We start from the raw sequence: 23,044 nt of genomic DNA, 5'->3' as shown, positions 1-23,044 counted from the left end.
CACGATGACCGCCCTGTTTTCCGCCTGGTTCCGTATTCCGTTCTGGCAGCGGGTGCTGGGCGGTTTCGTGCTCGGCGCGTTGGCCGGCTGGTTGATGGGGCCGGCGGCCGAGACCTGGTTCGGCCCATTCGGCAAGGCTTACGTCACCTTGATCAAGATGATCGCGGTGCCGCTGGTGTTGTTCGCAGTGATGAACGCGGTCGCCTCGCTGCACGGGCAGAAGTCGGTGGCCGCTCTGGGCGGGCGCACCTTCGCCTGGTTCGCGATCACCGCCGCGCTGGCGGTCTGCGTCGGGCTGGGCGTGGGCTGGCTGCTGGAGCCCGGCGAGGGCGTGACCGGCTTGAGCGTGGCCGCCGACTACAGCGTGCGCGAGATCCCCTCGGTCGCCCAGGTGCTGCTGGACGTGGTTCCCGGCAACCCGTTCAAGGCGCTGGCCGAGGGCAGGATCCTGCAGGTGATCGTGTTCGCGGGCCTGGTCGGTTTCGCCCTGGTCAAGCTCGGCGACCGTGTCGCCGGCGTGCGCAGGCTGGTCGGCGAGGCCAGCGAGGTGATGATCCAGGTGACCCGCTTCGTGCTGGAGACCACCCCGGTCGGCACCTTCGGCCTGATCGCCGGCCTGGTCGGTAGCTACGGGTTCGAGAAGCTGTTGCCGCTGGGCACCTATGTGTTCGCGCTGTACCTGGCCTGCGCGCTGCACATCGTGTTCGTCTATGGCGGGCTGGTCGCCGCGCATGGGCTCAACCCGCTGAAGTTCTTCCGCGGCGCCGCGCCGGGCATGCAGGTCGCCTTCGTCAGTTCCTCGAGCTTCGCCTCGATGCCGGCGGCGATCCGCTCGGTCACCCACAACCTGGGTGTCGACCGCGACTATGCCGCGTTCGCGGTGCCGCTGGGTGCGAGCATCAAGATGGACGGTTGCGGAGCGATCTACCCCGCGCTGACCGCGATCTTCGTCGCCCAGTACTTCGGTCTGGAACTGGCGCCGACCCAGTACTTCACCATCCTGGTCGCCTCGGTGCTGGGCAGCTTCGGCACCGCCGGGGTGCCGGGCACCGCGATCGTGATGGTGACCCTGGTGCTGTCGGCGGCCGGGCTGCCGCTGGAGGGCATCGGCTTCGTCGTCGCGATCGACCGCGTGCTCGACATGATGCGCACGATGACCAACGTGACCGGACAGATGCTGGTGCCGGTGCTGGTCGCCAAGGAGACCGGGCTGCTCGACCGCGAGGTCTTCGATGCCGATGTCGTCGGGCTGCCCGCCGACGGGGACGATGCGCCGCCGGAGGCGGTTTCCGCCGGGCGCGGTGCGGGCGAGAGCGGGGCCGGGTCGACCGCTTGACATGTTCCGCTCGCACCCGCATATCGGTCGGGTGAGAATAGTCGGGTGAGAGCAGGACCCGGGAGGACCGGATGGCCGGCGGCTGGACCAGCGATACATCGGTACAGGACCAGATCGACGCGACCGTGGAGGACGCGATCAGGCGCGCGCGCAGCCGGATGGCGAGCGGCCCGGGCCTGAGCCATTGCGAGGAATGCGACGCGCCCATTCCCGAGGCGCGGCGCCGCGCCGTGCCAGGCGTGCGCCTGTGCATCGCCTGTCAGGAAAGCGCCGATCGCTGCGAACAGTCGGCCGGCTTCAACCGCCGCGGCAGCAAGGACAGCCAGCTGCGCTAGGCGTGCCGCGATGGGGCAGACCCTTTGGATCGCGGCTCACGCCGCTCCTACAGGGGCAGGACAGGCGAACGGCTTTCGTAGGAGCGGCGTAAGCCGCGATGTGGCTTTCATCGGAAGGACCGGTCGCGGCTCACGCCGCTCCTACGGTACAACTCAGATCCGCGAGCCTTAGATCCGCGAGCCTTAGATCCGCGAGTAGCGCCAGGACTGCATGCGCCCGTTGCGGTACGGCATCACGCCGTGGAACGGCCGCGGGTCGGCGTCGAACACCAGCGGCAGGAAGTTGCGGTCGCCTTCCCACATCGGCAGTTCGTGCAGGCGCTCGAGCGCGACCCACTCCAGGGTGCCCTCCGGATTGCGCTCGAACGGGGTGCCGGTGAAGGCGCTGATCCGGAACACGAAGCCCAGCCAGTCCTCGCCGTGCTTGCCGAAGCCGGGCCAGCTGATCGTGCCGCGCAATTGCAGCTCGGTGCAGTCGATGCCGGCCTCCTCGTGGATCTCGCGACGCATGCCGGCGACGACGTCCTCGTCCGGCTCCAGCTTGCCGCCCAGCCCGTTGTACTTGCCCAGCTGATGGTCCTCGGGCCGCGCGTTGCGGTGGACCATCAGCACTTCGCGACCGTCCGGCGACATCACGTAGCCGAGGGTGGCGACGATCGGGGTGTATGGCATCACAGCCCCTCCGGCCGCTGCTCGCGGGCGATCGCCTCATCCAGGGCGCGCTCGGCGCGGTCGGCGTAGGCGGCGCAGCTCATCGGCGCGGGGTGGCGGTTGCCGGCATCCTGCGGTGCCCAGCCGCTGCCGTCGGGGTGCGGGGTGATCAGCAGGTCGCAGGGCAGGGCGCGCATCGCCGCGAACCCGCGCCGATAGTCGTCGACGATGTGCGGGTAGCGCGGGTTGTCGAGCAGGGTGTAGCCCGGCGCGCTGACGCTGTCGGCGTAGGCGATCCGCAGCGGCCTGCCGTCGCGGCGGTCGGTCCAGGTCCAGCTCATCGAGCCGGGGGTGTGCGCGGGAGTGAAATGCACGCTGAAGCGCACGCCGCCGAGTTCGACCGCCTCGCCGTCCATCACGATGCGTCCGGCCTGCGCCGGCGGATACAGCAGGTCGTCGCCGTAGTGGATGTCGTCGCTGCCGCCGCGCGCCAGCAGCACCGCCGACTCGGCGTTGCTGACCAGGGTCGCTCCGGTCGCGCGTTGCACCGCCGCCAGTGGCCCGGCATGGTCGGCGTGGGCGTGGCTGTGCAGGATGTACTTCACCTCGGTGGGCGCGACCCCGAGCCTGGCCATATTGGCCAGCAGCATGTCGGCGGCCTGCGGCATGCCGCCGTCGATCAGCACCGCGCCGGCGTCGGTCCTGACCAGCAGCGCGCTGAGCCCGGCGGTGCCGATGTACCAGGTGCGGTCGGCGATCCGGAACGGCTCGATCGGCTGTCGCCAGCTCTCGCGCACGGTGTAGGCCTCCAGCTGCGGCAACGGCGCCGTTGCCGCGTCTTCGGCATGCGCGGCGGGGGCGGACAGGACGAGCGCGGCGGCGAGTGCCGGCAACAGGGCGTGGCGTGGGGGCATCGGAGGTCGTTCCGGTGGACGGGCCGGACAGTGTCGGCGATCGCGCGCGTCAGGGCCACCGCCGGATTCGCGGCCGCGCTCCCATCCGACGCGGCCGATGTGCATACTCGTCGCTGCGCCCAAACGAGTCCGTGCCATGGCCGTCGAATCGCCCCGTCTGCTCGCCTTCGCCGGCAGCCTGCGAAGAGAGTCCTTCAACCGCCGGCTGATTCCGGTGCTGGCCGAGGGTGCGCGCGCCGCCGGTGCCGAGGTCAGCCTGATCGACCTGCGCGACTATCCGCTGCCGGTCTACGACGGCGACATCGAGGCCGCCGGCATGCCCGAGCCGGTGCATCGGCTGCAGGACCTGATGTCCGAGCACGATGGCCTGCTGATCAGCACGCCCGAGTACAACGGTTCGATGCCGGCCCTGGTCAAGAACACGCTCGACTGGATCTCGCGGCCGACCGAGGCCGGACCGTCGGGCACCACGCTGTTCCGCGGCAAGGTTGCCGGCATCGTCTCGGCGTCGCCGGGCCCATTGGGCGGCCTGCGCTCGCTGCTGGTGCTGCGCGATGCCCTGGCCAAGCTGGGCCTGGTGGTGGTGCCGCAGCAGATCGCAGTCGGCCTGGCCGCCGAGCGACTCCCGGAAACCGGTCTGCTCGCCGATGAGCGGATGCGCGAGGGCGTGCATGGCGTCGGCGCGGCGGTCGCCGATCTGGCGGCGCGGCTGCGGCGGCAATGACACCCACGGCGATGCCGGCGGCACTTGCGAGCGCAGTTCCGGCACCGCCGCCCGAACGGAGCACACGATGAGTGGTGAACAACGCGAACTGACCCTGCGCTTCCTGGCCGAACCGACCGACGTCAACTATGGCGGCAAGGTTCATGGCGGGGTGGTGATGAAGTGGATCGACCAGGCCGGCTACGCCGCCGCGGTCGGATGGAGCGGACGCTACAGCGTGACGGTCGCGGTCGGCGGCATCCGCTTCGTCTCGCCGATCCGGATCAGCGACCTGGTCACGGTGCGGACCCAACTGGTGCATACCGGCACCACCAGCATGCATTTCGCGGTCGACGTGATGGCGCGCGATCCCGGGGTCAATGCCGAGGAGGCCGGTCGCTCGCGCCTGTGCACGCATTGCGTGATCGTGTTCGTCGCCCTCGACGGGGTCGAGGGACAGCCGACCCCGGTGCCGAGCTGGGTGCCCGCCAGCGAGGAGGACAAGCGCCTGGCCGAGTACGCGATGAAGGTGATGGAGCTGAGCAAGGGCATCGAGCAGACCGTCGAGCGCTATCGCGGCGCCGCGCGGCAGGCGGGCTGAGCGGGCGCCGCCCGCCGCCCCGCCCCGCCCCCATCCGTGGAGACCCCATGTCGCAGAACATCTACGACGACCCCGACTTCTTCGACGGCTACAGTGGCCTGCCCCGGCAGGTGCATGGCCTGGGGGGCGCGCCGGAGTGGCCGGCGATCCGTGCGATGCTGCCGGCACTGGCCGGCAAGCGCGTCGCCGACCTGGGCTGTGGATTCGGTTGGGCCTCGCGCTGGATGCGCGGGCACGGGGCGGCGTCGGTACTGGCGGTCGACCTCTCGCGGAACATGCTCGCTCGAGCGCGGGCCGACACCGACGATCGGGGCATCGAGTATCGCCGGGCCGACCTGGAGACCCTGTCCCTGCCCGCCGCGGCATTCGATCTGGTCTACAGCGCGCTGGCCTTTCATTACGTGCGCGACTTCGGGCGCCTGGTCGGCATGCTCCAGGCGGCGCTGGTCCCGGGCGGCGACCTGGTCTTCAGCATCGAACACCCGATCTTCATGGCGTCCGCGCGGCCGGGTTGGATCGTGGACGAGGACGGTCGCAGGAGCTGGCCGGTGGACGGCTATGCGCGCGAAGGCGAGCGCTGCACCGACTGGTTCGCCAGCGGTGTCTTGAAACATCACCGGACCCTGGCCACGACCCTCAATACCCTGATCGGTGCAGGCCTGGAGGTGAGTCGGGTCGAGGAGTTCGCGCCCACGCCCGGGCAGATCGAGCGCGAGCCGGCATTGGCGGAGGAAATGGAGCGGCCGATGCTGCTGCTGGTCTCGGCCCGCAAGCGCTGACGCCCGTGCCGCGATTCCAGTTGCGGCGGCGGAATGCGAAAAGGCCGCTCGCAGGCGGCCTTTGCATCAGCTCTGGAGGTGGTCGTTCAGATGCCTTCGACGCGCCGGGCCTGCATGAACTTGCGGCTCCAGTAACCGCTGTCGAGGCGGGCGACGCTGACCGTCTTGCCGCGGCTGGGGGCGTGCACGAAGCGGCCCTCGCCGAGATAGATGCCGACGTGGTCGACGCGGCCGCGGCGGCCGAAGAACACCAGGTCGCCGGCGGTGATCTGCTCGCGGTCCTCGACGACCTGGCCGTTGCGGGCCATGTCGCGTGACACCCGCGGCAGCTCGATGCCCAGCGCGTTGCGGAACACGTAGCCGACCAGGCCGCTGCAGTCGAAGCCCTTGTCGGGGCTGGTGCCGCCCCAGCGATAGGGCGTGCCGAGCAGGGCCAGCGCCTTCTGCAGCAGGTTGCGGACGCGGCCGTCCTTGTCCTCGACCGGTTGACCGTTCTCGGCCTCGTCGCGGGTCGGCGCGGAGGCGGCGAGCAGGCGGTTGATGTCGGTGGCCAGCAGCAGGCCGCGATCGGAGGCGCCCATCGCCTCGGGCAGCATCGGCCGGGTCACCGCCGAGGGCAGGTCGGCCGAGTCGCCGGCCAGCGACGAGGTCGGCAACTGCTGGGCCAGCGTCGGCAACGACGCGGCCGCCAGCAGGGCGGTCAGAGCGAGGCGGAGCGGGAGCCGCGTGGGGCGGTTGAGGGTCAGACCGGGACGGGCGGAGTCGGGGTCGGGTCCGGAAACGTCGAAATTCACGCGGCGATCACTGAATTGAATCGGAGCGATATTGCCCGTGAATTGGGACACAGAAGTTCATAATTTGTAAAAAATAAGTTAAGTGTCACGCTGATTGTCACATTTTGATCTGCGGACGTGGTCTGCGTCCCGTTTTCCGGCGCCGTTGACCGGGGGCGGTCATTCCAGAACGCGGCGGGCACCGGTGTAGTGGTCGCGCCAGTAGGCGCCGTCCAGATGGTCCAGGCGCACTGTGCCGCCGGTGCTTGGCGCATGCACGAAACGGCCTTCGCCGACATAGATGCCGACGTGGGTGACCCGGCCGCGGCTGCCGAAGAACACCAGGTCGGCCGCGGCCAGCCGCGACGGACTGATCTTCGGGCCCTGGTAGGCAGCCAACTGGCTGGAGGTGCGCGGCAGGCGCAGATCGAGCATGTCGCGATAGACATAGTTGACCAGGCCGCTGCAGTCGAAGCCGCCGTCGGGGGTGTTGCCGCCGTAGCGGTACGGGGTGCCGACCAGGCTGATCGCCCGCATCAGTACCGCGTTGGCCGCGGCCGGGTCCTCAGGCGTCACCACCGCCCAGTCGCGAGCGCCCGCCGGCGCGGGCTGGGTCGCGCGCGTCCGGTCGCCGCCGCCACAGCCGGCGAGGGCGGTGGCCAGCACGGCGCCGAGCAGCAGGGTCGCGCGCCGGATTGCTGGCGCGGGCGTGGCGTTGCCGGGATAATGCGCGGTCCTGTCCATGGCCGTAGCTTGGCCGCTGGACGCGACGGCGACAAGTTCCGCTGCGGATCCGTCGCCGATCCACCGTTCCGGCGGGCGGCCTGCGGGCGCGCCATGGCCGGGACCACGTCTTCCATCCGGTCGCCGTCCGTGCGGCCCTGCAATCGAGTCGCCCAGTCCATGAAGATCGAGAAAGACCGCGTCGTCCGTTTCCATTACACCGTCTCCGAAAGCCCGGTGTCCGAGGGCCAGGAACCGCTGGAAAGCTCCCAGGGCCGCGATCCGCTGGTGATCCTGGTCGGTCACAACAACATCATTCCGGGTCTTGAGCAGGCAATGGACGGGCGCGAGGCCGGCGATACGTTCGAGGTCGACGTGGCCGCGGCCGACGCCTACGGCGAGATCAAGGAAGGCCTGACCCAGCGCGTGCCGAAGAAGTACTTCAAGGGCCAGAAGGTCGCTCCGGGCATGCAGGCGATCCTGCAGACCAACTTCGGCCCGCGCGCGGTGACCATCGTCAAGGTCGGCATGAGCGTGGTCGATGTCGATCTGAACCACCCGATGGCGGGCAAGGACCTGCACTTCGCGGTGGAGATCGTCGAGGTCCGCGAGGCCAGTGCCGAGGAAGTCGAGCACGGCCACGTGCACGGCGAGGGCGGCGTCGAGCACTGATTACGCCCCTGAGCGGCATCCGCGCAGCATCCGACGGCCCGCCTCGCGCGGGCCGTCGGCGTTGCGGCCATGGTCGGTATCGCCGTGGGCGGGCGCCGCCGTCTACACTCGCGGCTCCGGACGCTACAGAGCGATGCAGATGGGCGCAGGCCCCGGGATGGCGAACGACTGGGCGCCGCTGACACGGCAGGAGCGGATCGCGACGCTGGACGTGCTGCGCGGGCTGGCGCTGCTGGGCATCGCGCTGATGAACGTCGAGTGGTTCAGCCTGCCGCTGGTCGCGCGTGTCGATGGCATCGATCCGGCCGCCAGCGGTATCGACCTGTGGCTGGACGCGGCGATCTACATCCTGGTCAGCGGCAAGTTCTGGGTGCTGTTCTCGTTGCTGTTCGGCATGGGCTTCGCGGTGATGCGGGCGCGTGCGCAGGCGGCCGGTCGCGCCTTCGCGCCGTTCTACCTGCGCCGGACCGCGGGGCTGCTGGCGATTGGACTGGTGCATGCCTGCCTGATCTGGGCCGGCGACATCCTGGTCAGCTATGCGCTGGCGGCATTCGTGCTGTTGGCCTGTCTGCAATGGATCGCACCGGCCCGGCTGTGGTTGTGGGGCGCCGGCCTGTACTACTCGGTGGTCGTGTTGCTGGGGCTGATGGCGCTGACGGTCGCGCTGGCCGGCGGCGGCGACGCCGATCCGGCCGGACAGGCCATGCAGGTCGCGCTGCGGGATCGGGAGGTCGCCGCCTATTCGGCCGGCAGCTATGCGGCGGCGACGTTGTTCCGGATCCGGTTCCTGCTCGACAGCCTCGGCGACATGCTGTTCTTCCTGCCGATGGCGCTGGGCGTGTTCCTGTTCGGCGCTTGGCTGGTGGGCAGTGGCGCCATGAGCGGCGCCGGCGATGCGACCGCGCATTCGCGCCTGTTCCGCGGCTTCGTCCGCGCCGCGGCGCCGGTGGGCCTGGCGCTGACCCTGGCTGGCGTGGCGATCGATCCGGCCCCTGACCTGGCCAGCGACCTGGACGCCGCCGCGCTGCTGGCGATGACGCTGCAGGCGGCGGGCGCGCCGTTGCTGAGCCTGGGGTATCTCGGCTGGGTGGTGCTCGCGATGCGGCGCGACGGGCGCTGGTTGCGAATGCTGGCGCCGGCCGGACGGATGGCGCTGAGCCTGTACCTGATGCAGTCGCTGATCGGCACCTGGGTGTTCTATGGCTACGGCCTGGGCCTGTGGGGCGAGGTCGGTCGCGGTGCGCAGGTCGCCGGCGTGCTGGCGGTGTTCGCCGCGCAGCTGGTCATCGCCTATCTGTGGATGGCACGCTTCCGTTTCGGGCCCGTCGAGTGGTTGTGGCGTGGCCTGAGCTACCGGGCCCTGCCGCCGCTGCGGCGGCCCGCTTCCTCCCCTGACGTGATTTCCTGAAAGCATCGATGACACAGCACGAAGACGTCGTGATCGTGGGCGCGGGCGTGATCGGCCTGGCGTCGGCACTGGCCCTGCTCGAATCCGGGCGCGGAGCGACCGTGATCGACGCCGGCCGCATCGGCGGCGGCAGCTCGCATGGCAACTGCGGCACGATCACCCCCAGCCACGCGCCGCCGCTGGCCGCGCCAGGCATGGTCGCGACCGCGTTGAAGTGGATGTTCACCCCGGACGCGCCGCTGTACGTCAAGCCGGGAATCAATCCGCTGCTGTGGCGCTGGCTGCTGCACTTCGCCGCACGCTGCAACGAGCGCGACTGGCGCGCCAGCGCGGCCGCCAAGGGCGCGATGCTGAACGACTCGCGCGCGCGCATCGAGGACTGGGTGTCGCGCTTCGGTCTGCAGTGCGAGTTCCAGCCCTCCGGCGAGGACTACGTGTTCCGCGATCCGCGCGAGCTCGAACACGGGCTGCGCGAGGTCGAATTGCTGCGCGAGCTGGGCGTGCCGGTCGAGGTGCTCGACGGCGCCGCCTACGAGACGATGGAGCCGGCGCTCAAGCCCGGCATCGCCGGCGCGATCCGTTTCGACGGCGACGCCTCGCTGCGGCCGGACCGTTACGTGGCCGAACTGGCGCGGGCGGTGCGCGAACGCGGCGGCACGATTCGCGAGCACTGCGAGGTGAGCGCGATCGAGGCCGGTCGGCGGGTGCGCGTGGAGACCGCGCAGGGCGCCGTGCAGGCGCGCGACGTGGTGGTGGCGACCGGCGCCTGGTCGCCGCAACGTGCCGATGCGTTCGGGGTGCCGATGCTCAAGCGCGTGCTGCAGCCGGGCAAGGGCTACTCGATCACCTACAGCCGTCCGGCGCGGGTGCCGCGGCGCCCGCTGGTGCTGCACGAGCGCTCGGTCTGCGTGACCGTATGGGAACAGGGCTTCCGCCTGGGCAGCACGATGGAGTTCTCCGGCTACGACACTTCGCTCAATCCGCGTCGGCTGGCGGCGCTGGAGCGCGGCGCGGCCGAATATCTGCACGACCCGGTCGGCCCGCAGGTGCAGGAGCGCTGGTACGGGTGGCGGCCGATGAGCCGCGACGACGTGCCGGTGATCGGTGCGGTGCCGGGGCGCGACGGACTGTGGCTGGCGACCGGGCACGGCATGATGGGCGTGAGCATGAGCGCGGCGACCGCGCAACTGCTGTCCGATCTGATGATGGGACGCACGCCGGCGCTGGACCCGGCACCATTCCGGATGGAACGCTTCGTCCGCTGAGCGTGGCCAATAAGGGGTGCCCGCCGGGACGCGCGGCTGGTAGAAAGAAGCCTCTCCCTGTTGCCATCGCGAGGCCGTCGTGTCCGAGTCCACCGAATCCGCCGCCTGCGCCGCGGGCGAATTCGACCTGATCGTGATCGGCGGCGGTTCCGGTGGCCTGGCCGGGGCGTTCCGCGCCGCCGAGCACGGCGCCCGGGTCGCGCTGCTGGAGCCGTCGGCGCTGGGCGGCACCTGCGTCAACGTCGGCTGCGTGCCGAAGAAGGCGATGTGGCTGGCCGCCGAGGTCGGCCGCATGATCGGCATGGCGGAAACGCTCGGTTTCCAGGGCGCGCCGGGCCGACTGGACTGGCCGACCTTCATCGCTCATCGCGAGCGCTACATCCACAACATCCACCAGAGCTACCGGCGCCGCCTGGATGCGGCCGGCATCGTCCACATGCCCAGCCGCGCGCGGCTGCTCGCCCGCGCCGCGGCGGGCGGCGGCACGGTCGAGTGCGACAACGGCCTGCGCCTGCAGGCACCGCGGATCCTGATCGCCACCGGCGGCCATGCGCTGCGCCCGGACATCCCGGGGGCGCCGCTGGGCGCGGTGTCGGACGACTTCTTTCACTGGACCGCGGCCCCGCAACGGGTGGCGATCGTCGGCGGCGGTTACATCGCGGTGGAGCTGGCCGGCGTGCTGCAACAGCTGGGCAGCCATGTCGAGATGCTGGTGCGCGGCGAACGCCTGCTGCACGGTTTCGACGCGTCGATCGCCGGGCAACTGGCCGAGGACTATTGCCAGGCCGGGGTCCGCCTGCACCTGGATTGTCCGGTCGCGGCCCTGGAGCGCACTGGCGAAGGCCGCCTGCGGGTACGCGATGCCGCCGGTGGCGAGCACGGCCCCTACGACCAGGTGCTGTTCGCGACCGGACGCGCGCCGAACACCGCCGGACTGGGACTGGACGCGGTCGGCGTCGACATCGACGACGGCGGCCACATCCGCGTCGATGCCGGTCATGCGACCTCCGCGCCGGGCATCCACGCGGTCGGTGATGTGACCGCCGGGATTGCCCTGACTCCGGTCGCGATCGCCGCCGCGCGACGGCTGATGAGCCACCTGTTCGGCGGCGCCGCCGACCCCTCGCTGGATCAGACCGACGTGCCGACGGTGGTGTTCTCGCATCCGCCGCTGGGCACGGTCGGGTTGACCGAGGTGCAGGCGCGCGAGCGTCACGGCGATGCCGCGGTGCATGTCTACCGCACCGGCTTCCGGCCGATGCTGGAGGCCCTGGTCGACGGTCCGCAACGCAGCCTGTTCAAGCTGGTCTGCGTCGGCGAGGAGCGCCGGGTGGTCGGCCTGCACCTGCTCGGCGAGGCCGCCGACGAGATCCTGCAGGGCTTCGCGGTGGCGCTGAAGAAGGGCATCACCCTGCAGGACCTGCACGATACCGTCGCGATCCATCCGACCAGCGCCGAGGAGATCGTGCTGTTGCGCTGAGGCGAGGCTCTGCGGCACAGGGCCGCTAAAATACGCCGATGGACATCTTTACCCTGCATCGCGGCGACGCGCCGCTGCTGATCAGCCTGCCGCACGACGGCAGCCTGATTCCCGACGATCTCGCCGCGCGGATGACGCCGCCGGCGCGCCGCGCGCCCGACACCGACTGGCACGTCTCGGTGCTGTACGCGTTTGCCCGCGAGCTGGGCGCCTCGATCCTGGCGCCGCGTCATTCGCGCTACGTGGTCGACCTCAACCGCCCGCCGGACGACGTGTCGCTGTATCCGGGCCAGAACACCACCGGGCTGTGTCCGGCGGTGCGCTTCGACGGCGAGCCGGTCTATCTCGACGGCCAGGCGCCGGACGCGGACGAGGTCGCCGCGCGCGTGCGCCACTACTGGCAGCCCTACCACCAGGCGCTGGGCGAGGAGCTCGCCCGGCTCAAGAGCGAGCACGGTCGCGCGGTGCTGTGGGAAGGCCACTCGATCCGCAGCGTGGTGCCGTTCCTGTTCGAGGGGCGGCTGCCCGACCTCAACCTGGGCACCGCCGGCGGCGCCAGCTGCCGTCCCGGACTGGCGGCGAAGCTGGAGGCGGTGCTGACCGGGCAATCCGACTACAGCCACATCGTCAACGGACGCTTCAAGGGCGGCTACATCACCCGCCACTACGGTCGCCCCGACGATGGCATCGACGCGGTGCAACTGGAGCTGGCCCAGATCAACTACATGGACGAGGACAGCTTCGAGTACGCCCCGGAGCGCGCCGCGCGCCTGCAACCGCTGCTGCGGCGCCTGCTCGAATGCACGCTCTGACACGCGCCGGCGCGCGCGCGTGAGCGGCGCCGACCCCGAACACGAGGTCGACGCCGAACTGGCCCAGCCCCTGGACGTCGCGCCGGTCGCGGCCGGCGCCGGCGAGGCGGTCGCCGCGACCCATGCCGAGATTCCCCAGAGCCACCTGCGCGGTGTGCTGCTGGCGGCGCTGGGTGCGATCGCGTTTTCCGGCAAGGCGATCATCGTCAAGCTCGCCTACCGCCACGACGTCGACGCGGTGACCCTGCTGGCGCTGCGGATGATCGTCGCGCTGCCGCTGTTCTTGCTGATGGCCGCGTGGGCGTGGCGGCGCTCGTCGTCGTTGTCGGGCGGCGACCGCGTGCGCATCGTCGTGCTCGGCGGGCTGGGCTACTACCTGGCCAGCTATCTCGATTTCGCCGGTCTGGCCCACATCACCGCGACCCTGGAGCGGTTGATCCTCTATCTCAATCCGACCCTGGTGCTGCTGATCGGCGTGCTGTTCCTCGGCCGCCGCGCCAGCCGGGCCCAGGTGCTCGCGTTGCTGGTCAGCTACGCCGGCGTGGTGCTGGCGATCGGGCACGACCTGGAGGTCGGCGGCAGCAACATCGTGCTCGGCAGTGCGCTGGTGTTCGGCAGCGCGTTGTCGTACGCGCTCTACCTGATCGGCAGCGGCGAGATCGTCGAGCGGGTCGGGGCGGTGCGGCTGACCGCCTACGCCAGCACCGTCGCCTGCGTGTTCTGCATCGTCCAGTACCTGCTGCTGCGCCCACTCGACGGGCTGTTGACGCTGGCGCCGGAGGTCTACGGGCTGTCGTTGCTCAACGGCACCGTGTGCACGGTATTGCCGGTGCTCGCGGTGATGATGGCGGTGGCGCGGATCGGCTCGGCGCGCGCCGCCCAGATCGGCATGATCGGCCCGGTCTCGACGATCGTGCTGAGCGTGCTGTTGCTGGGCGAGTCGATGGGGCCCTGGCAGATCGCCGGCACCGTGCTGGTGTTGGCCGGGGTGTTCCTGGTCGGGCGTCGCCGCGCCTGAGCCGCGGCGCCCGCGAACCGGCGTTCAGCCCAGCAACCACACGGTCAGGCCGTAGCCGCCGAGGGTCAGGAACAGGAACAGCAGGCCGGCCAGGGCCAGCGGGCGCGGTCCGGCGACCTTGAGGCTGGACACGCGGGTGCCGACGCCCAGCGCCGCCATCGCCGCCGCCAGCAGCACGGTGTCGAGGACCAGCAGCGCGTCGCGCAGTGCGGCCGGTATCGGCAGCCAGGTGTTGGCCACGGTCATCGCGACGAAGCCCAGCGCGAACCACGGCACGCTGGCGAGCACGCCGCCGGGGCCGGCATCGGCGGCACGCCCACGCTCGCGACGGCGGTCGCTCCAGCCCAGCCACAGCAGGAACGGCACCAGCAACAACACCCGCGCCAGCTTGACCACGACCGCGGTGTCGGCGGCCTCGCCGCCGACCTGCTGACCGATCGCGACCACCTGGGCGACCTCGTGCACGGTCGCGCCGGTGTAGACGCCGAACAGCCGCGGCTCCAGGCCGGTCCACTGCTGCAGCAACGGGTACAGGAAGATGTTGAGGGTGCCGAACACGACCACCGTCGCCACCGCGATCGCGACCTTGTGCGGCTGCGCGCGCAGGCTGCGCTCGGTCGCCAGCACCGCGGCGGCGCCGCAGATCGCGCTGCCGGCGGCGGTCAGCAGCACGGTCTGCCGGTCCAGCCGCAGCCAGCGCCGGCCGATCCAAAGCCCGAGGGCCAGCGTGCCGACCACGATCGTCGCGTCCAGCAGCAGCACCGGCGCGCCCAGCGCGAGCACGTCGCCCAGATCCAGCCGCAGCCCGTACAGCACCACGCCCGCGCGCAGCCACTGCCGTTGCGCCACCGCCAGCCCCGGTGCGCAGGCCGGTCCCAGCCGCCGGTCCCGGCGGCCGGCCGCGGTGGACGGCTCCAGGACCAGCTTGCCGACCAGCAGGCCCAGCACGATCGCCAGGGTCAGCCCGCCCAGATGCAGTTGCGGAAACGGCGGCAAGGTTGCCAGGGCCATCGCGGCCAGACCGCAGAGCAGGGCCAGGGCCAGGCCGGGCAGGGGGGAGGCTTGGGGGAGCAGGCGGCGGAACATGGTGTGGCCCATTGGCGTGATGGGCGCACTCTAGGCGCGATCACTGATCGATAAAATCAAATTATTACGAATATGATGTTCGTAATTTCAGAACTAACGGGTGTGTTCGATGGCCGCCACTCCCATGGCATCCGCCGCGCCCCTGCCTGCGGCGATCGGTACCCGCCAGTTGCGGGTGTTCTGCGCGGTCGCGCGCGAGGGCGGGGTCCGCCGCGCCGCCGAGGTCCTGCACCTGAGCCAGTCGGCGGTCAGCGCTTCGCTGGCCGAGCTGGAACGGCAATTGGGGGCGCCGCTGTTCGACCGGGTCGGGCGTGGCCTGCAGTTGAACGGCCAGGGCCGCGCGCTGCTGCCCCGGGCCGAGGACGTGCTGGCACGGGTCGTCGAGATCCAGCGCCAGTTCGGTCCCGATGGCGGTCAGCTGGCCGGCGAGCTGCGCATCGGCGCCAGCAACACGGTCGGCAACTACCTGGTCGCCGACCTGCTCGGCGGCTTCGTGCAGGCCCATCCGGGCGTGCGCATCCGCCTGCAGGTCGATAACACTGCGACGATCGCCGACGCGCTGTGCCGGTTCGCGATCGACGTCGGCGTGGTCGAGGGCGCGACCCATCGCCCCGAGCTGGTCGAGCGGCGTTGGCGCCGCGATCGCCTGGTGGTCTGCGCCCGCGACGGCCATCCGCTGGCCGGGCGCGCGTTGACGGCGGATGCCCTGCATGGCGAGCGCTGGGTGCTGCGCGAACCCGGCTCGGCCAGCCGCGAGCGCTTCGAGCAGGCCGCGGCGTCGGCGTTGGGGCCGTTCGAGGTCGCGATCGAGCTGGGCCAGAACGAGGCGGTCAAGCAGGCGGTGATGGCCGGGCTGGGCCTGGCCTGCCTGCCGGAGATCGCGCTGCGGGGCGCGGCCGGTGCGGGCATCGTGGTGCTCGACACGCCGTTCCTGCAGCTGGATCGCTGGCTGAGCGTGGTCGTGCATCGCGACAAGCACCGCGACCGGGTGTTGTCGGCGTTCCTGGATGCATTGGCGCCGGGGGCCGCCGAAGTGGACGTCCGCGCGGACCCGTAGGAGCGGCGCAAGCCGCGATGACGCTTTTCAGGGAAGGTCCGATCGCGGCTTGCGCCGCTTCTACGGGAACCCTGCGAGGGCTCAGACCTCCAGGGTCGCCAGGTCGCCCTTGGTTTCCAGCCACGCCTTGCGGTCGGAGGCGCGCTTCTTGCCCAGCAGCATGTCCATCAGCGAGCGGGTGCCCTCGGCATCCTCGACGGTCAGCTGGACCAGGCGGCGGGTATCGGGGTGGATGGTCGACTCGCGCAACTGCGAGGGGTTCATCTCGCCCAGGCCCTTGAAGCGGGTCACGCTGACCGCGCCGGCGGAGCCCTTCTTCTTCTCCGCCTTCTCGCGCTCGATCTTCTCCAGCAGGATCCGCTTCTCCTCCTCGTCGAGGGCGTAGAACACCTGCTTGCCCAGGTCGACGCGGAACAGCGGCGGCATCGCCACGAACACGTGGCCGGCCGCGACCAGGGCCGGGAAATGCTTCAGGAACAGCGCCGACAGCAGGGTCGCGATGTGCAGACCGTCGGAGTCGGCGTCGGCGAGGATGATCACCTTGCCGTAGCGCAGGCCGCCGATGTCGTCCTTGCCCGGGTCGCAGCCGATCGCCACCGCCAGGTCGTGCACTTCCTGTGAGGCGAGCACGCTGCCGGAGGCGACCTCCCAGGTGTTCAGGATCTTGCCGCGCAACGGCATGATCGCCTGGAACTCCTTGTCGCGCGCCTGCTTGGCGCTGCCACCGGCGGAGTCGCCCTCGACCAGGAACAGCTCGGTACGCGACAGGTCCTGGCTGGTGCAGTCGGCCAGCTTGCCGGGCAGGGCGGGGCCCTGGGTGACCTTCTTGCGGGTGACCTGCTTTTCGGTCTTCAGTCGCGCCGAGGCGCGCTCGATCGCCAACTGGGCGATCTTCTCGCCGAGTTCGACGTGCTGGTTCAGCCACAGGCTGAAGGCATCGTGCGCGGCGCCCTCGACGAAGCCGGCGGCCTGGCGCGAGGACAGCCGCTCCTTGGTCTGGCCGCTGAACTGCGGGTCGGTCATCTTCAGGCTCAGCACGAACGAGACCCGGTCCCAGACATCCTCGGGGGCCAGCTTGACCCCGCGCGGCAGCAGGTTGCGGAAGTCGCAGAACTCGCGCAGGGCGTCGGTGAAGCCGGTGCGCAGGCCGTTGACGTGGGTGCCGTGCTGGGCGGTCGGGATCAGGTTGACGTAGCTTTCCTGGACCAGCTCGCCGTCGATCACCCAGGCCACCGCCCAGTCGACCGTCTCGGTGTCCTTGCTGAGGTTGCCGACGAACAGCTCCGGCGGCAGCAGCTCTCGCTCGACCAGTTCGCCGCGCAGGTAGTCGCGCAGGCCATCCTCGTAGTGCCACTCGAGCTTCTCGTCGCTGGCGATGTCGTGCAGCTTCACCGTCAGTCCCGGGCACAGCACCGCCTTCGCGCGCAGCAGATGCTTGAGCGAGCGCAGGTTGAACTTCGGGGTGTCGAAATACTTCGGGTCCGGCCAGAAGTGCACGCGGGTGCCGGTGTTCTTCCTGCCGACGCTGCCGACCACCTCCAGCGGGGTGTCGCGGTCGCCGTCGCGGAAGCTCATCCGATGCTCGCTGCCGTCGCGCTTGATGTAGACCTCGACCCGCGTGGACAGCGCGTTGACGACGCTGACGCCGACGCCGTGCAGGCCGCCGGAGAAGGTGTAGTTCTTGTTGCTGAACTTGCCGCCGGCATGCAGGCGGGTCAGGATCAGCTCGACGCCGGGAATGCCTTCCTCGGGATGGATGTCGACCGGCATGCCGCGACCGTCGTCGGCGACCTCGCAGCTGCCGTCCGGATGCAGGACGATCTCGATCGATTTCGCGTGGCCGGCCAGGGCCTCGTCGACCGCGTTGTCGATCACCTCCTGGGCCAGATGGTTCGGCCGCGCGGTATCGGTGTACATGCCGGGACGGCGCTTGACGGGGTCCAGGCCGGACAGGACTTCGATATCGGCGGCGTTGTAGCGGGAACTCATCGAGGCGGGCTCATCAGGGCGAACCGTTCGGCTCGCGGGTGTCGGACTGCGGTGGTGCGTGCAGCGATGGTCGGGGGGCGGGGCGGGAATTTCAACCGCGCCAAACCGGCCCGGCTGTGCTAGGGCATCGGCCCCGCCGGCCGGCCGCTTGACCGCGGTCAAGCGCGGCGGTGGCCGGGCCCGGCAAGCTCGCCCGCCACCGATACGGAGCCCGTCATGAGCGACACCTTCAACGACCTCCAGCAAAGCTACGGCCGCTGCCTGGCCCGGCGCGGATTCATCGAGCGTTTCTACGAGATCTTCATGGCCAGCCATCCGGACGTGGAGCCGATGTTCGCCCGCACCGACTTCCAGACCCAGCGGCTGGCGTTGCGGCGCGGGATCAGCGTGGCGATCCTGCATGCCGGCGGCAGCGCGATGGTCGCCCGGACCTGCGCGCACATGGCCGAGGTCCATGCCCGCCAGGGCCGCGCGCCGGTGCCGCCGGCGCTGTATCCGTACTGGGTCGACAGCCTGCTGACCGCGGTGGAGGAGTTCGACGAGGACGCCGATCCGGCCCTGCTCGCGCGCTGGCGCTCGGCGATGGGGCACATCTGCGAGTTCTTCACCTTCCACTACTGATCGCGCCGCTGTCCGCCCGGTGTTCACGTCGCGTGCCGGCGCCCGGGCGTAACTTTGGGACGCCGCCCGGGGGAGACGGCCGGTGGCTGCGGCCGCCCGCGGCGCTTCCACCCCGACAGGAGGGCAGAACATGAAATTCCGGATCCGAACCCTGGCCGTGGCCTTGCTGGCGGTCGCGCTGACCGCGATCGCGCTGGCATTCGCGCAGACCGACCGCTCGGCCGATGCCGACAAGCGGGCGGCCGAGCAGGCGGCCGCCGAGGCCCAGGCCGGCCAACAGGGCCCGGCCAGGGCCGATGCCAATCAGGACGCGGCGGCTGCCGACGAGGATGAAGACGAGGACGAGGACGAGCAGCCGCTCGAGCTGGAGGAGGAAGAGGATTACCGCGCCTGATCCCGACCGCGCGCGGGCCCGGCCCGCCGTGCCGTTCCGGCCGGCCACGGGCAACGCCAGGCGGCGCTGGCCGGTGAAGTCGGCCGCGACTCGGCGGCGCGGCCGTCGAACGGTCGCGGTCGTCACCTCCACCCTGTAGACTATGGCTTTCCGGCGACAGCAAAACGCATGACTCCCCTGATCTTCGTCACTGGCGGCGTGGTGTCCTCCCTCGGCAAGGGCATCGCGGCGGCCTCGCTGGCGGCCATCCTCGAAGCGCGCGGTCTGCGCGTGACGATGATGAAGCTCGACCCCTACATCAACGTCGACCCGGGCACGATGAGCCCGTTCCAGCACGGTGAGGTCTATGTCACCGACGACGGCGCCGAGACCGACCTGGACCTGGGCCACTACGAGCGCTACCTGCGCACCCGCCTGAGCCGCAAGAACTCGGTCACCACCGGGCGCATCTACGAGAACGTGATCCGCAAGGAGCGCCGCGGCGACTACCTTGGCGGCACCGTCCAGGTGATCCCGCACATCACCGACGAGATCAAGCGCTGCATCGGCGAGGCGACCGAGGGCTACGACATCGGCCTGGTCGAGATCGGCGGCACCGTCGGCGACATCGAGTCGCTGCCGTTCCTGGAGGCGATCCGCCAGATCCGCACCGAGCGAGGTCCGGACAAGGCGCTGTTCATGCACCTGACCCTGGTGCCGTGGATCGCCGCCGCCGGCGAGCTGAAGACCAAGCCCACCCAGCACTCGGTCAAGGAGCTGCGCTCGATCGGCATCCAGCCCGACATCCTGCTGTGCCGCTCCGAGCAGCCGCTGCCGGACAGCGAGCGCCGCAAGATCGCGCTGTTCACCAACGTCTCCGAGCGCGCGGTTATCTCGGCGGTCGATCTGGACAACATCTACCGGATGCCGTCGCGCTTCCACGAGCAGGGCCTGGACGGGCTGATCGTCGAGCGCCTGCGGCTGGACTGCGGCGAGCCGGACCTGTCGGAGTGGAAGGCGGTGCTGGACGCCAGCGAGCATCCGGTCGACGAGGTCACCATCGGCGTGGTCGGCAAGTACGTCGATCACCAGGACGCCTACAAGTCGGTCGGCGAGGCGCTCAAGCACGGCGGCCTGCGCCAGCGGACCCGGGTCAACCTGAAGTGGATCGAGTCCACCGATGTCGAGCGCGAAGGCGCCCGCGCGCTGGACGGCGTCCACGGCATCCTGGTGCCGGGCGGATTCGGCGACCGTGGCTTCGAGGGCAAGGTGATGACCGCCCGCCACGCCCGCGAGCGCAAGGTGCCTTACTTCGGCATCTGCTACGGCATGCAGGCGGCGGTGGTCGACTACGCCCGCCACGTGGTCGGGCTGGAAGGCGCCAACAGCACCGAGAACGACAAGACCTGCGCGCATCCGGTGATCGGCCTGATCACCGAGTGGCGCACCGCCTCCGGCGAGCTCGAGAAGCGCAGCGAGGACAGCGATCTGGGCGGTACCATGCGCCTGGGCCTGCAGGAGCAGCGGATCAAGCCCGGCACGCTGGCCCACAAGCTGTACGGCAAGGACATCGTCGGCGAGCGTCACCGCCATCGCTACGAGTTCAACAACCGCTACCTCAACCAGCTCGAGAATGCCGGCCTGGTGTTCAGCGCCAAGTCGCTGGACGAGACCCTGGTCGAGATGGTCGAGCTGCCGCAGGACCGCCATCCGTGGTTCCTGGCCTGCCAGGCGCACCCGGAGTTCCTGTCGACGCCGCGCGACGGCCATCCGCTGTTCGTCGGCTTCATCCGCGCCGCGCGCGAGAACAAGGCCGGCGAGGGCGAGGGCGAGGCCGGCGCTTCCCTGTTGAAGGAAGCGCGCGCGTGAAGTCCGCGACGGTCCGCGGGTGCGGCGTCAGCCGCGGCCTGTGGCGGCCTGCCATCCACGATCGCGGCCCACGCCGCTCCCCTACGCGAGCAATGCGATGAAACTGTGTGGTTTTGACATCGGCCTGGACAAGCCGTTCTTCCTGATCGCCGGGCCGTGCGTGATCGAGTCGATGCAGTTGCAGCTCGACACCGCCGGGACGCTGAAGGAGATCACCTCCGAGCTGGGCATCCCCTTCATCTTCAAGTCCAGCTTCGACAAGGCCAACCGCACCTCGGTGTCGGGATTCCGCGGCCCGGGCATGGAGGAGGGGCTGAAGGTGCTGGCCGAGGTCAAGAGGCAACTCGGCGTGCCGGTGCTGACCGACGTCCACGAATACACGCCGCTGGACGAGGTCGCCTCGGTGGTCGACGTGCTGCAGACGCCGGCATTCCTGTGCCGGCAGACCGACTTCATCCAGAACGTGGCCCGCGCCGGCAAGCCGGTGAACATCAAGAAGGGCCAGTTCCTGTCGCCGTGGGAGATGAAGCACGTCGCCGACAAGGCGCTGGCGACCGGCAACCGCGAGATCATGGTCTGCGAGCGCGGCGCCAGCTTCGGCTACAACAACCTGGTCAGCGACATGCGCTCGCTCAGCGTGATGCGCGACACCGGCTGCCCGGTGGTGTTCGACGCGACCCATTCGGTGCAGCTGCCCGGCGGCGCCGGCGGCAAGAGCGGCGGCCAGCGCGAGTTCGTGCCGGTGCTGTCGCGCGCGGCGATGGCGGTCGGCATCAGCGGCATCTTCATGGAAACCCATCCGGATCCGGACAAGGCCCTGTCCGACGGCCCCAACGCCTGGCCGCTGCCGAAGATGCGCGCGCTGCTGGAGACCCTCAAGCAGATCGACGAGGTCGGCAAGCGCGCCGGCTTCCTCGAGATGGCCTGAGCGCGGATGCCGTTCCCCGACGACGAACGCGACGCGATGCGGGCCCTGCACGGGGTCGGCGCCACCGTCGTCGGCCGGCTCGAGCAGATTGGCTACCATTCGCTGACCGGACTGCGCGATGCCGATCCGGACGCGGTCTGCGCCCAGATCGCCGCCCACATGGGCGCGACCTGCTGGCGCAACAGCCCCCAGGCCCGCGCCTCGATCGCCGCAATCGTGCGCCTGGCGCGCGAATCAGGTTGAGCGCGCCTGGTTGAATGTACCCAGCCGAACGTGCCCAGCCGAACACCACCCACCGATTTCCCATCCGATCCCATTGACGACGACATGACCCAGATCGCCAAAGTCCACGCCCGCGAAATCCTCGACAGCCGGGGCAATCCCACCCTCGAAGCCGAAGTGACCCTCGCCGACGGCAGCTTCGGCCGCGCGATGGTGCCGTCCGGCGCCTCGACCGGTACCAAGGAGGCGGTCGAGCTGCGCGACGGCGACAAGACCCGCTACCTGGGCAAGGGCGTCCGCCAGGCGGTGGAGAACGTCAACACCGCCATCGCCAAGGCACTGGAAGGCTTCGACGCCGCCGACCAGGCCGGTCTCGACCGCCGCCTGATCGACCTCGACGGCACCGAGAACAAGGGCCGCCTCGGCGCCAACGCGCTGCTGGGCGTGTCGCTGGCCAATGCCCACGCGGTCGCCGCCTCGCGCAGGCTGCCGCTGTGGCAGTACCTGGCCGGCGACCGTGCGCCGGTGCTGCCGGTGCCGATGATGAACATCATCAACGGCGGCGCGCATGCCGACAACAACGTCGACCTGCAGGAATTCATGATCCTGCCGGTCGGCATGGACAGCTTCTCCGAGGCGCTGCGCGCCGGCACCGAGGTGTTCCACGCGCTGAAGTCGGTGCTCAAGGGCCACGGCCTGAGCACCGCGGTCGGCGACGAGGGCGGCTTCGCGCCCGACCTGCGCAGCAATGAAGAGGCGCTGGAGACCATCCTCGAGGCGATCGGCAAGGCCGGCTACAAGGCCGGCGAGGACATCCTGCTCGGCCTGGATGTCGCCTCCAGCGAGTTCTTCGACAACGGCAAGTACAACCTGACCGGCGAAGGCAAGCGGTTGACCCCGGACCAGTTCGTCGACTTCCTCGGCAACTGGTGCGCGCAGTACCCGATCATCACGATCGAGGACGGCATGGCCGAGGACGACTGGAGCGGCTGGAAGCAGCTGACCGAGGCCCTGGGCAACAAGGTGCAGCTGGTCGGCGACGACCTGTTCGTGACCAATCCGAAGATCTTCAGGGAGGGCATCGAGCGGGGCGTCGGCAACGCGATCCTGATCAAGGTCAACCAGATCGGCACCCTGACCGAGACCCTGGAGGCGATCGCGATGGCGGACGCGAACCGTTACGCGGCGGTGGTCTCGCATCGCTCCGGCGAGACCGAGGACACCACCATCGCCGACATCGCGGTGGCGACCAGCGCGACCCAGATCAAGACCGGTTCGCTGAGCCGCAGCGATCGCGTGGCCAAGTACAACCAGCTGCTGCGCATCGAGGAGCAGCTTGCCCTGATGAATCCGGGCGCCGCCGCGAAGTACGCCGGCCGCAGCGCCTTCGTGTCCCTGAACCAGTAAGCGATGAGCCAGCCGGCGGGCA

General features: G+C 70.1%; 24 protein-coding genes. 18 read left to right on the top strand and 6 right to left on the bottom strand.

All coding sequences use genetic code 11. The features are described from left to right. The first annotated feature begins 4 nt into the window (after positions 1–4). Complete coding sequence (locus tag C9I47_RS11940; RefSeq protein WP_111266942.1) at positions 5–1,336, top strand: dicarboxylate/amino acid:cation symporter; 1,332 nt, start codon at positions 5–7, stop codon at positions 1,334–1,336. 71 nt (positions 1,337–1,407) lie between these two features. After that, positions 1,408–1,671, top strand: a complete 264-nt coding sequence (locus tag C9I47_RS11935) for a DksA/TraR family C4-type zinc finger protein (protein ID WP_111266941.1) — start codon at positions 1,408–1,410, stop codon at positions 1,669–1,671. Between the two features lie 183 nt (positions 1,672–1,854). Here C9I47_RS11935 and C9I47_RS11930 read toward each other — a convergent pair whose 3' ends face one another. Beyond that, on the bottom strand, positions 1,855–2,343 hold the full coding sequence (locus C9I47_RS11930; RefSeq protein WP_111266940.1) for an NUDIX hydrolase: 489 nt from the start codon (positions 2,341–2,343) through the stop codon (positions 1,855–1,857). Next, positions 2,343–3,236 carry a subclass B3 metallo-beta-lactamase gene (gene bla / locus C9I47_RS11925; protein WP_111266939.1) on the bottom strand — a complete coding sequence of 298 codons (894 nt, stop codon included), beginning with the start codon at positions 3,234–3,236 and terminating at the stop codon, positions 2,343–2,345. The genes C9I47_RS11930 and bla overlap by 1 nt, the downstream gene beginning before the upstream one ends. Positions 3,237–3,372: 136 nt before the next feature. Here bla and C9I47_RS11920 point away from each other — a divergent pair, with 136 nt between their 5' ends. The 3 genes from C9I47_RS11920 (at position 3,373) to C9I47_RS11910 (ending at position 5,319) form a co-directional block, all read left to right on the top strand. Further along, positions 3,373–3,960, top strand: coding sequence for an NADPH-dependent FMN reductase (locus tag C9I47_RS11920; protein ID WP_111266938.1), 588 nt, complete (start codon positions 3,373–3,375; stop codon positions 3,958–3,960). A gap of 67 nt (positions 3,961–4,027) precedes the next feature. Continuing rightward, positions 4,028–4,540 carry an acyl-CoA thioesterase gene (locus C9I47_RS11915; protein ID WP_111268115.1) on the top strand — a complete coding sequence of 171 codons (513 nt, stop codon included), beginning with the start codon at positions 4,028–4,030 and terminating at the stop codon, positions 4,538–4,540. Between the two features lie 47 nt (positions 4,541–4,587). Continuing rightward, entirely contained in the window at positions 4,588–5,319 is a 732-nt protein-coding gene (locus C9I47_RS11910; RefSeq protein WP_111266937.1) for a class I SAM-dependent methyltransferase, read from the top strand. Between the two features lie 86 nt (positions 5,320–5,405). On the opposite strand, the gene C9I47_RS11905 is transcribed toward C9I47_RS11910, so the two are convergent. Together C9I47_RS11905 and C9I47_RS11900 are read right to left on the bottom strand one after the other, a co-directional pair. Further along, positions 5,406–6,065 carry a C40 family peptidase gene (locus C9I47_RS11905; RefSeq protein ID WP_407067522.1) on the bottom strand — a complete coding sequence of 220 codons (660 nt, stop codon included), beginning with the start codon at positions 6,063–6,065 and terminating at the stop codon, positions 5,406–5,408. A gap of 207 nt (positions 6,066–6,272) precedes the next feature. Then, positions 6,273–6,836 (bottom strand): C40 family peptidase, encoded by a 564-nt coding sequence (locus C9I47_RS11900; protein WP_111266936.1) that lies wholly within the window; start codon positions 6,834–6,836, stop codon positions 6,273–6,275. Positions 6,837–6,995: 159 nt separating this feature from the next. Between C9I47_RS11900 and C9I47_RS11895 the strand changes: the two genes are divergently transcribed. From C9I47_RS11895 to C9I47_RS11870, 6 genes are all read left to right on the top strand, one after another. Beyond that, positions 6,996–7,487: an FKBP-type peptidyl-prolyl cis-trans isomerase gene (locus C9I47_RS11895; RefSeq protein WP_111266935.1), complete on the top strand. Its 492-nt coding sequence runs from the start codon at positions 6,996–6,998 to the stop codon at positions 7,485–7,487. A gap of 139 nt (positions 7,488–7,626) precedes the next feature. Then, positions 7,627–8,895 (top strand): DUF418 domain-containing protein, encoded by a 1,269-nt coding sequence (locus C9I47_RS11890; RefSeq protein ID WP_223250114.1) that lies wholly within the window; start codon positions 7,627–7,629, stop codon positions 8,893–8,895. A gap of 8 nt (positions 8,896–8,903) precedes the next feature. Beyond that, complete coding sequence (locus C9I47_RS11885; protein ID WP_111266933.1) at positions 8,904–10,160, top strand: NAD(P)/FAD-dependent oxidoreductase; 1,257 nt, start codon at positions 8,904–8,906, stop codon at positions 10,158–10,160. A 79-nt stretch (positions 10,161–10,239) separates the two neighbouring features. Next, positions 10,240–11,640, top strand: coding sequence for a glutathione-disulfide reductase (gorA, locus tag C9I47_RS11880; protein WP_223250113.1), 1,401 nt, complete (start codon positions 10,240–10,242; stop codon positions 11,638–11,640). 38 nt (positions 11,641–11,678) lie between these two features. Further along, the gene (gene hutG / locus C9I47_RS11875) at positions 11,679–12,452 is read left to right on the top strand and encodes an N-formylglutamate deformylase (protein WP_111266932.1); all 774 of its coding nucleotides are present in this window, start codon (positions 11,679–11,681) and stop codon (positions 12,450–12,452) included. A 130-nt stretch (positions 12,453–12,582) separates the two neighbouring features. After that, entirely contained in the window at positions 12,583–13,470 is an 888-nt protein-coding gene (locus tag C9I47_RS11870) for a DMT family transporter (protein ID WP_223250369.1), read from the top strand. 24 nt (positions 13,471–13,494) lie between these two features. Here C9I47_RS11870 and C9I47_RS11865 read toward each other — a convergent pair whose 3' ends face one another. Then, on the bottom strand, positions 13,495–14,568 hold the full coding sequence (locus tag C9I47_RS11865) for a YeiH family protein (RefSeq protein WP_223250112.1): 1,074 nt from the start codon (positions 14,566–14,568) through the stop codon (positions 13,495–13,497). Positions 14,569–14,665: 97 nt separating this feature from the next. Here C9I47_RS11865 and C9I47_RS11860 point away from each other — a divergent pair, with 97 nt between their 5' ends. Beyond that, positions 14,666–15,613 (top strand): LysR substrate-binding domain-containing protein, encoded by a 948-nt coding sequence (locus C9I47_RS11860; RefSeq protein WP_223250111.1) that lies wholly within the window; start codon positions 14,666–14,668, stop codon positions 15,611–15,613. Positions 15,614–15,694: 81 nt separating this feature from the next. Here C9I47_RS11860 and parE read toward each other — a convergent pair whose 3' ends face one another. Beyond that, positions 15,695–17,602 (bottom strand): DNA topoisomerase IV subunit B, encoded by a 1,908-nt coding sequence (gene parE / locus C9I47_RS11855; protein WP_111266930.1) that lies wholly within the window; start codon positions 17,600–17,602, stop codon positions 15,695–15,697. A gap of 216 nt (positions 17,603–17,818) precedes the next feature. Between parE and C9I47_RS11850 the strand changes: the two genes are divergently transcribed. From C9I47_RS11850 to eno, 6 genes are all read left to right on the top strand, one after another. Further along, positions 17,819–18,223, top strand: coding sequence for a globin (locus C9I47_RS11850; protein WP_111266929.1), 405 nt, complete (start codon positions 17,819–17,821; stop codon positions 18,221–18,223). Positions 18,224–18,353: 130 nt separating this feature from the next. Beyond that, positions 18,354–18,617: a hypothetical protein gene (locus C9I47_RS11845; protein WP_111266928.1), complete on the top strand. Its 264-nt coding sequence runs from the start codon at positions 18,354–18,356 to the stop codon at positions 18,615–18,617. Positions 18,618–18,785: 168 nt separating this feature from the next. After that, positions 18,786–20,465: a CTP synthase gene (locus tag C9I47_RS11840; protein WP_111266927.1), complete on the top strand. Its 1,680-nt coding sequence runs from the start codon at positions 18,786–18,788 to the stop codon at positions 20,463–20,465. Between the two features lie 97 nt (positions 20,466–20,562). Beyond that, positions 20,563–21,393 carry a 3-deoxy-8-phosphooctulonate synthase gene (kdsA, locus tag C9I47_RS11835; RefSeq protein WP_111266926.1) on the top strand — a complete coding sequence of 277 codons (831 nt, stop codon included), beginning with the start codon at positions 20,563–20,565 and terminating at the stop codon, positions 21,391–21,393. A gap of 6 nt (positions 21,394–21,399) precedes the next feature. After that, complete coding sequence (locus C9I47_RS11830) at positions 21,400–21,636, top strand: helix-hairpin-helix domain-containing protein (RefSeq protein ID WP_111266925.1); 237 nt, start codon at positions 21,400–21,402, stop codon at positions 21,634–21,636. A gap of 84 nt (positions 21,637–21,720) precedes the next feature. Beyond that, a complete protein-coding gene (eno, locus tag C9I47_RS11825; RefSeq protein WP_111266924.1) occupies positions 21,721–23,022 on the top strand; it encodes a phosphopyruvate hydratase in 1,302 nt (433 codons plus the stop codon). Positions 23,023–23,044 lie beyond the last annotated feature (22 nt).

Source organism: Marilutibacter maris, assembly GCF_003233695.1.
GTDB classification, from domain to species: domain Bacteria; phylum Pseudomonadota; class Gammaproteobacteria; order Xanthomonadales; family Xanthomonadaceae; genus Marilutibacter; species Marilutibacter maris.
The sequence above is the reverse complement of the archived record's forward strand: the minus strand, read 5'-3'. Positions and strand labels throughout refer to the sequence as shown.

What these genes read in the sequence shown, in the direction of transcription:
- hutG (WP_111266932.1), top strand. Translation starts at nt 11,679, where the DNA reads ATGGACATCTTTACCCTGCATCGCGGCGACGCGCCGCTGCTGATCAGC.
- C9I47_RS11915 (WP_111268115.1), top strand. Translation starts at nt 4,028, where the DNA reads ATGAGTGGTGAACAACGCGAACTGACCCTGCGCTTCCTGGCCGAACCG.
- eno (WP_111266924.1), top strand. Translation starts at nt 21,721, where the DNA reads ATGACCCAGATCGCCAAAGTCCACGCCCGCGAAATCCTCGACAGCCGG.
- C9I47_RS11920 (WP_111266938.1), top strand. Translation starts at nt 3,373, where the DNA reads ATGGCCGTCGAATCGCCCCGTCTGCTCGCCTTCGCCGGCAGCCTGCGA.
- C9I47_RS11830 (WP_111266925.1), top strand. Translation starts at nt 21,400, where the DNA reads ATGCCGTTCCCCGACGACGAACGCGACGCGATGCGGGCCCTGCACGGG.
- C9I47_RS11850 (WP_111266929.1), top strand. Translation starts at nt 17,819, where the DNA reads ATGAGCGACACCTTCAACGACCTCCAGCAAAGCTACGGCCGCTGCCTG.
- C9I47_RS11890 (WP_223250114.1), top strand. Translation starts at nt 7,627, where the DNA reads ATGGGCGCAGGCCCCGGGATGGCGAACGACTGGGCGCCGCTGACACGG.
- C9I47_RS11845 (WP_111266928.1), top strand. Translation starts at nt 18,354, where the DNA reads ATGAAATTCCGGATCCGAACCCTGGCCGTGGCCTTGCTGGCGGTCGCG.
- C9I47_RS11900 (WP_111266936.1), bottom strand. Translation starts at nt 6,836, where the DNA reads ATGGACAGGACCGCGCATTATCCCGGCAACGCCACGCCCGCGCCAGCA.
- C9I47_RS11840 (WP_111266927.1), top strand. Translation starts at nt 18,786, where the DNA reads ATGACTCCCCTGATCTTCGTCACTGGCGGCGTGGTGTCCTCCCTCGGC.
- C9I47_RS11930 (WP_111266940.1), bottom strand. Translation starts at nt 2,343, where the DNA reads ATGCCATACACCCCGATCGTCGCCACCCTCGGCTACGTGATGTCGCCG.
- C9I47_RS11865 (WP_223250112.1), bottom strand. Translation starts at nt 14,568, where the DNA reads ATGGGCCACACCATGTTCCGCCGCCTGCTCCCCCAAGCCTCCCCCCTG.
- C9I47_RS11885 (WP_111266933.1), top strand. Translation starts at nt 8,904, where the DNA reads ATGACACAGCACGAAGACGTCGTGATCGTGGGCGCGGGCGTGATCGGC.
- C9I47_RS11935 (WP_111266941.1), top strand. Translation starts at nt 1,408, where the DNA reads ATGGCCGGCGGCTGGACCAGCGATACATCGGTACAGGACCAGATCGAC.
- C9I47_RS11910 (WP_111266937.1), top strand. Translation starts at nt 4,588, where the DNA reads ATGTCGCAGAACATCTACGACGACCCCGACTTCTTCGACGGCTACAGT.
- C9I47_RS11940 (WP_111266942.1), top strand. Translation starts at nt 5, where the DNA reads ATGACCGCCCTGTTTTCCGCCTGGTTCCGTATTCCGTTCTGGCAGCGG.
- bla (WP_111266939.1), bottom strand. Translation starts at nt 3,236, where the DNA reads ATGCCCCCACGCCACGCCCTGTTGCCGGCACTCGCCGCCGCGCTCGTC.
- C9I47_RS11895 (WP_111266935.1), top strand. Translation starts at nt 6,996, where the DNA reads ATGAAGATCGAGAAAGACCGCGTCGTCCGTTTCCATTACACCGTCTCC.
- parE (WP_111266930.1), bottom strand. Translation starts at nt 17,602, where the DNA reads ATGAGTTCCCGCTACAACGCCGCCGATATCGAAGTCCTGTCCGGCCTG.
- kdsA (WP_111266926.1), top strand. Translation starts at nt 20,563, where the DNA reads ATGAAACTGTGTGGTTTTGACATCGGCCTGGACAAGCCGTTCTTCCTG.
- C9I47_RS11860 (WP_223250111.1), top strand. Translation starts at nt 14,666, where the DNA reads ATGGCCGCCACTCCCATGGCATCCGCCGCGCCCCTGCCTGCGGCGATC.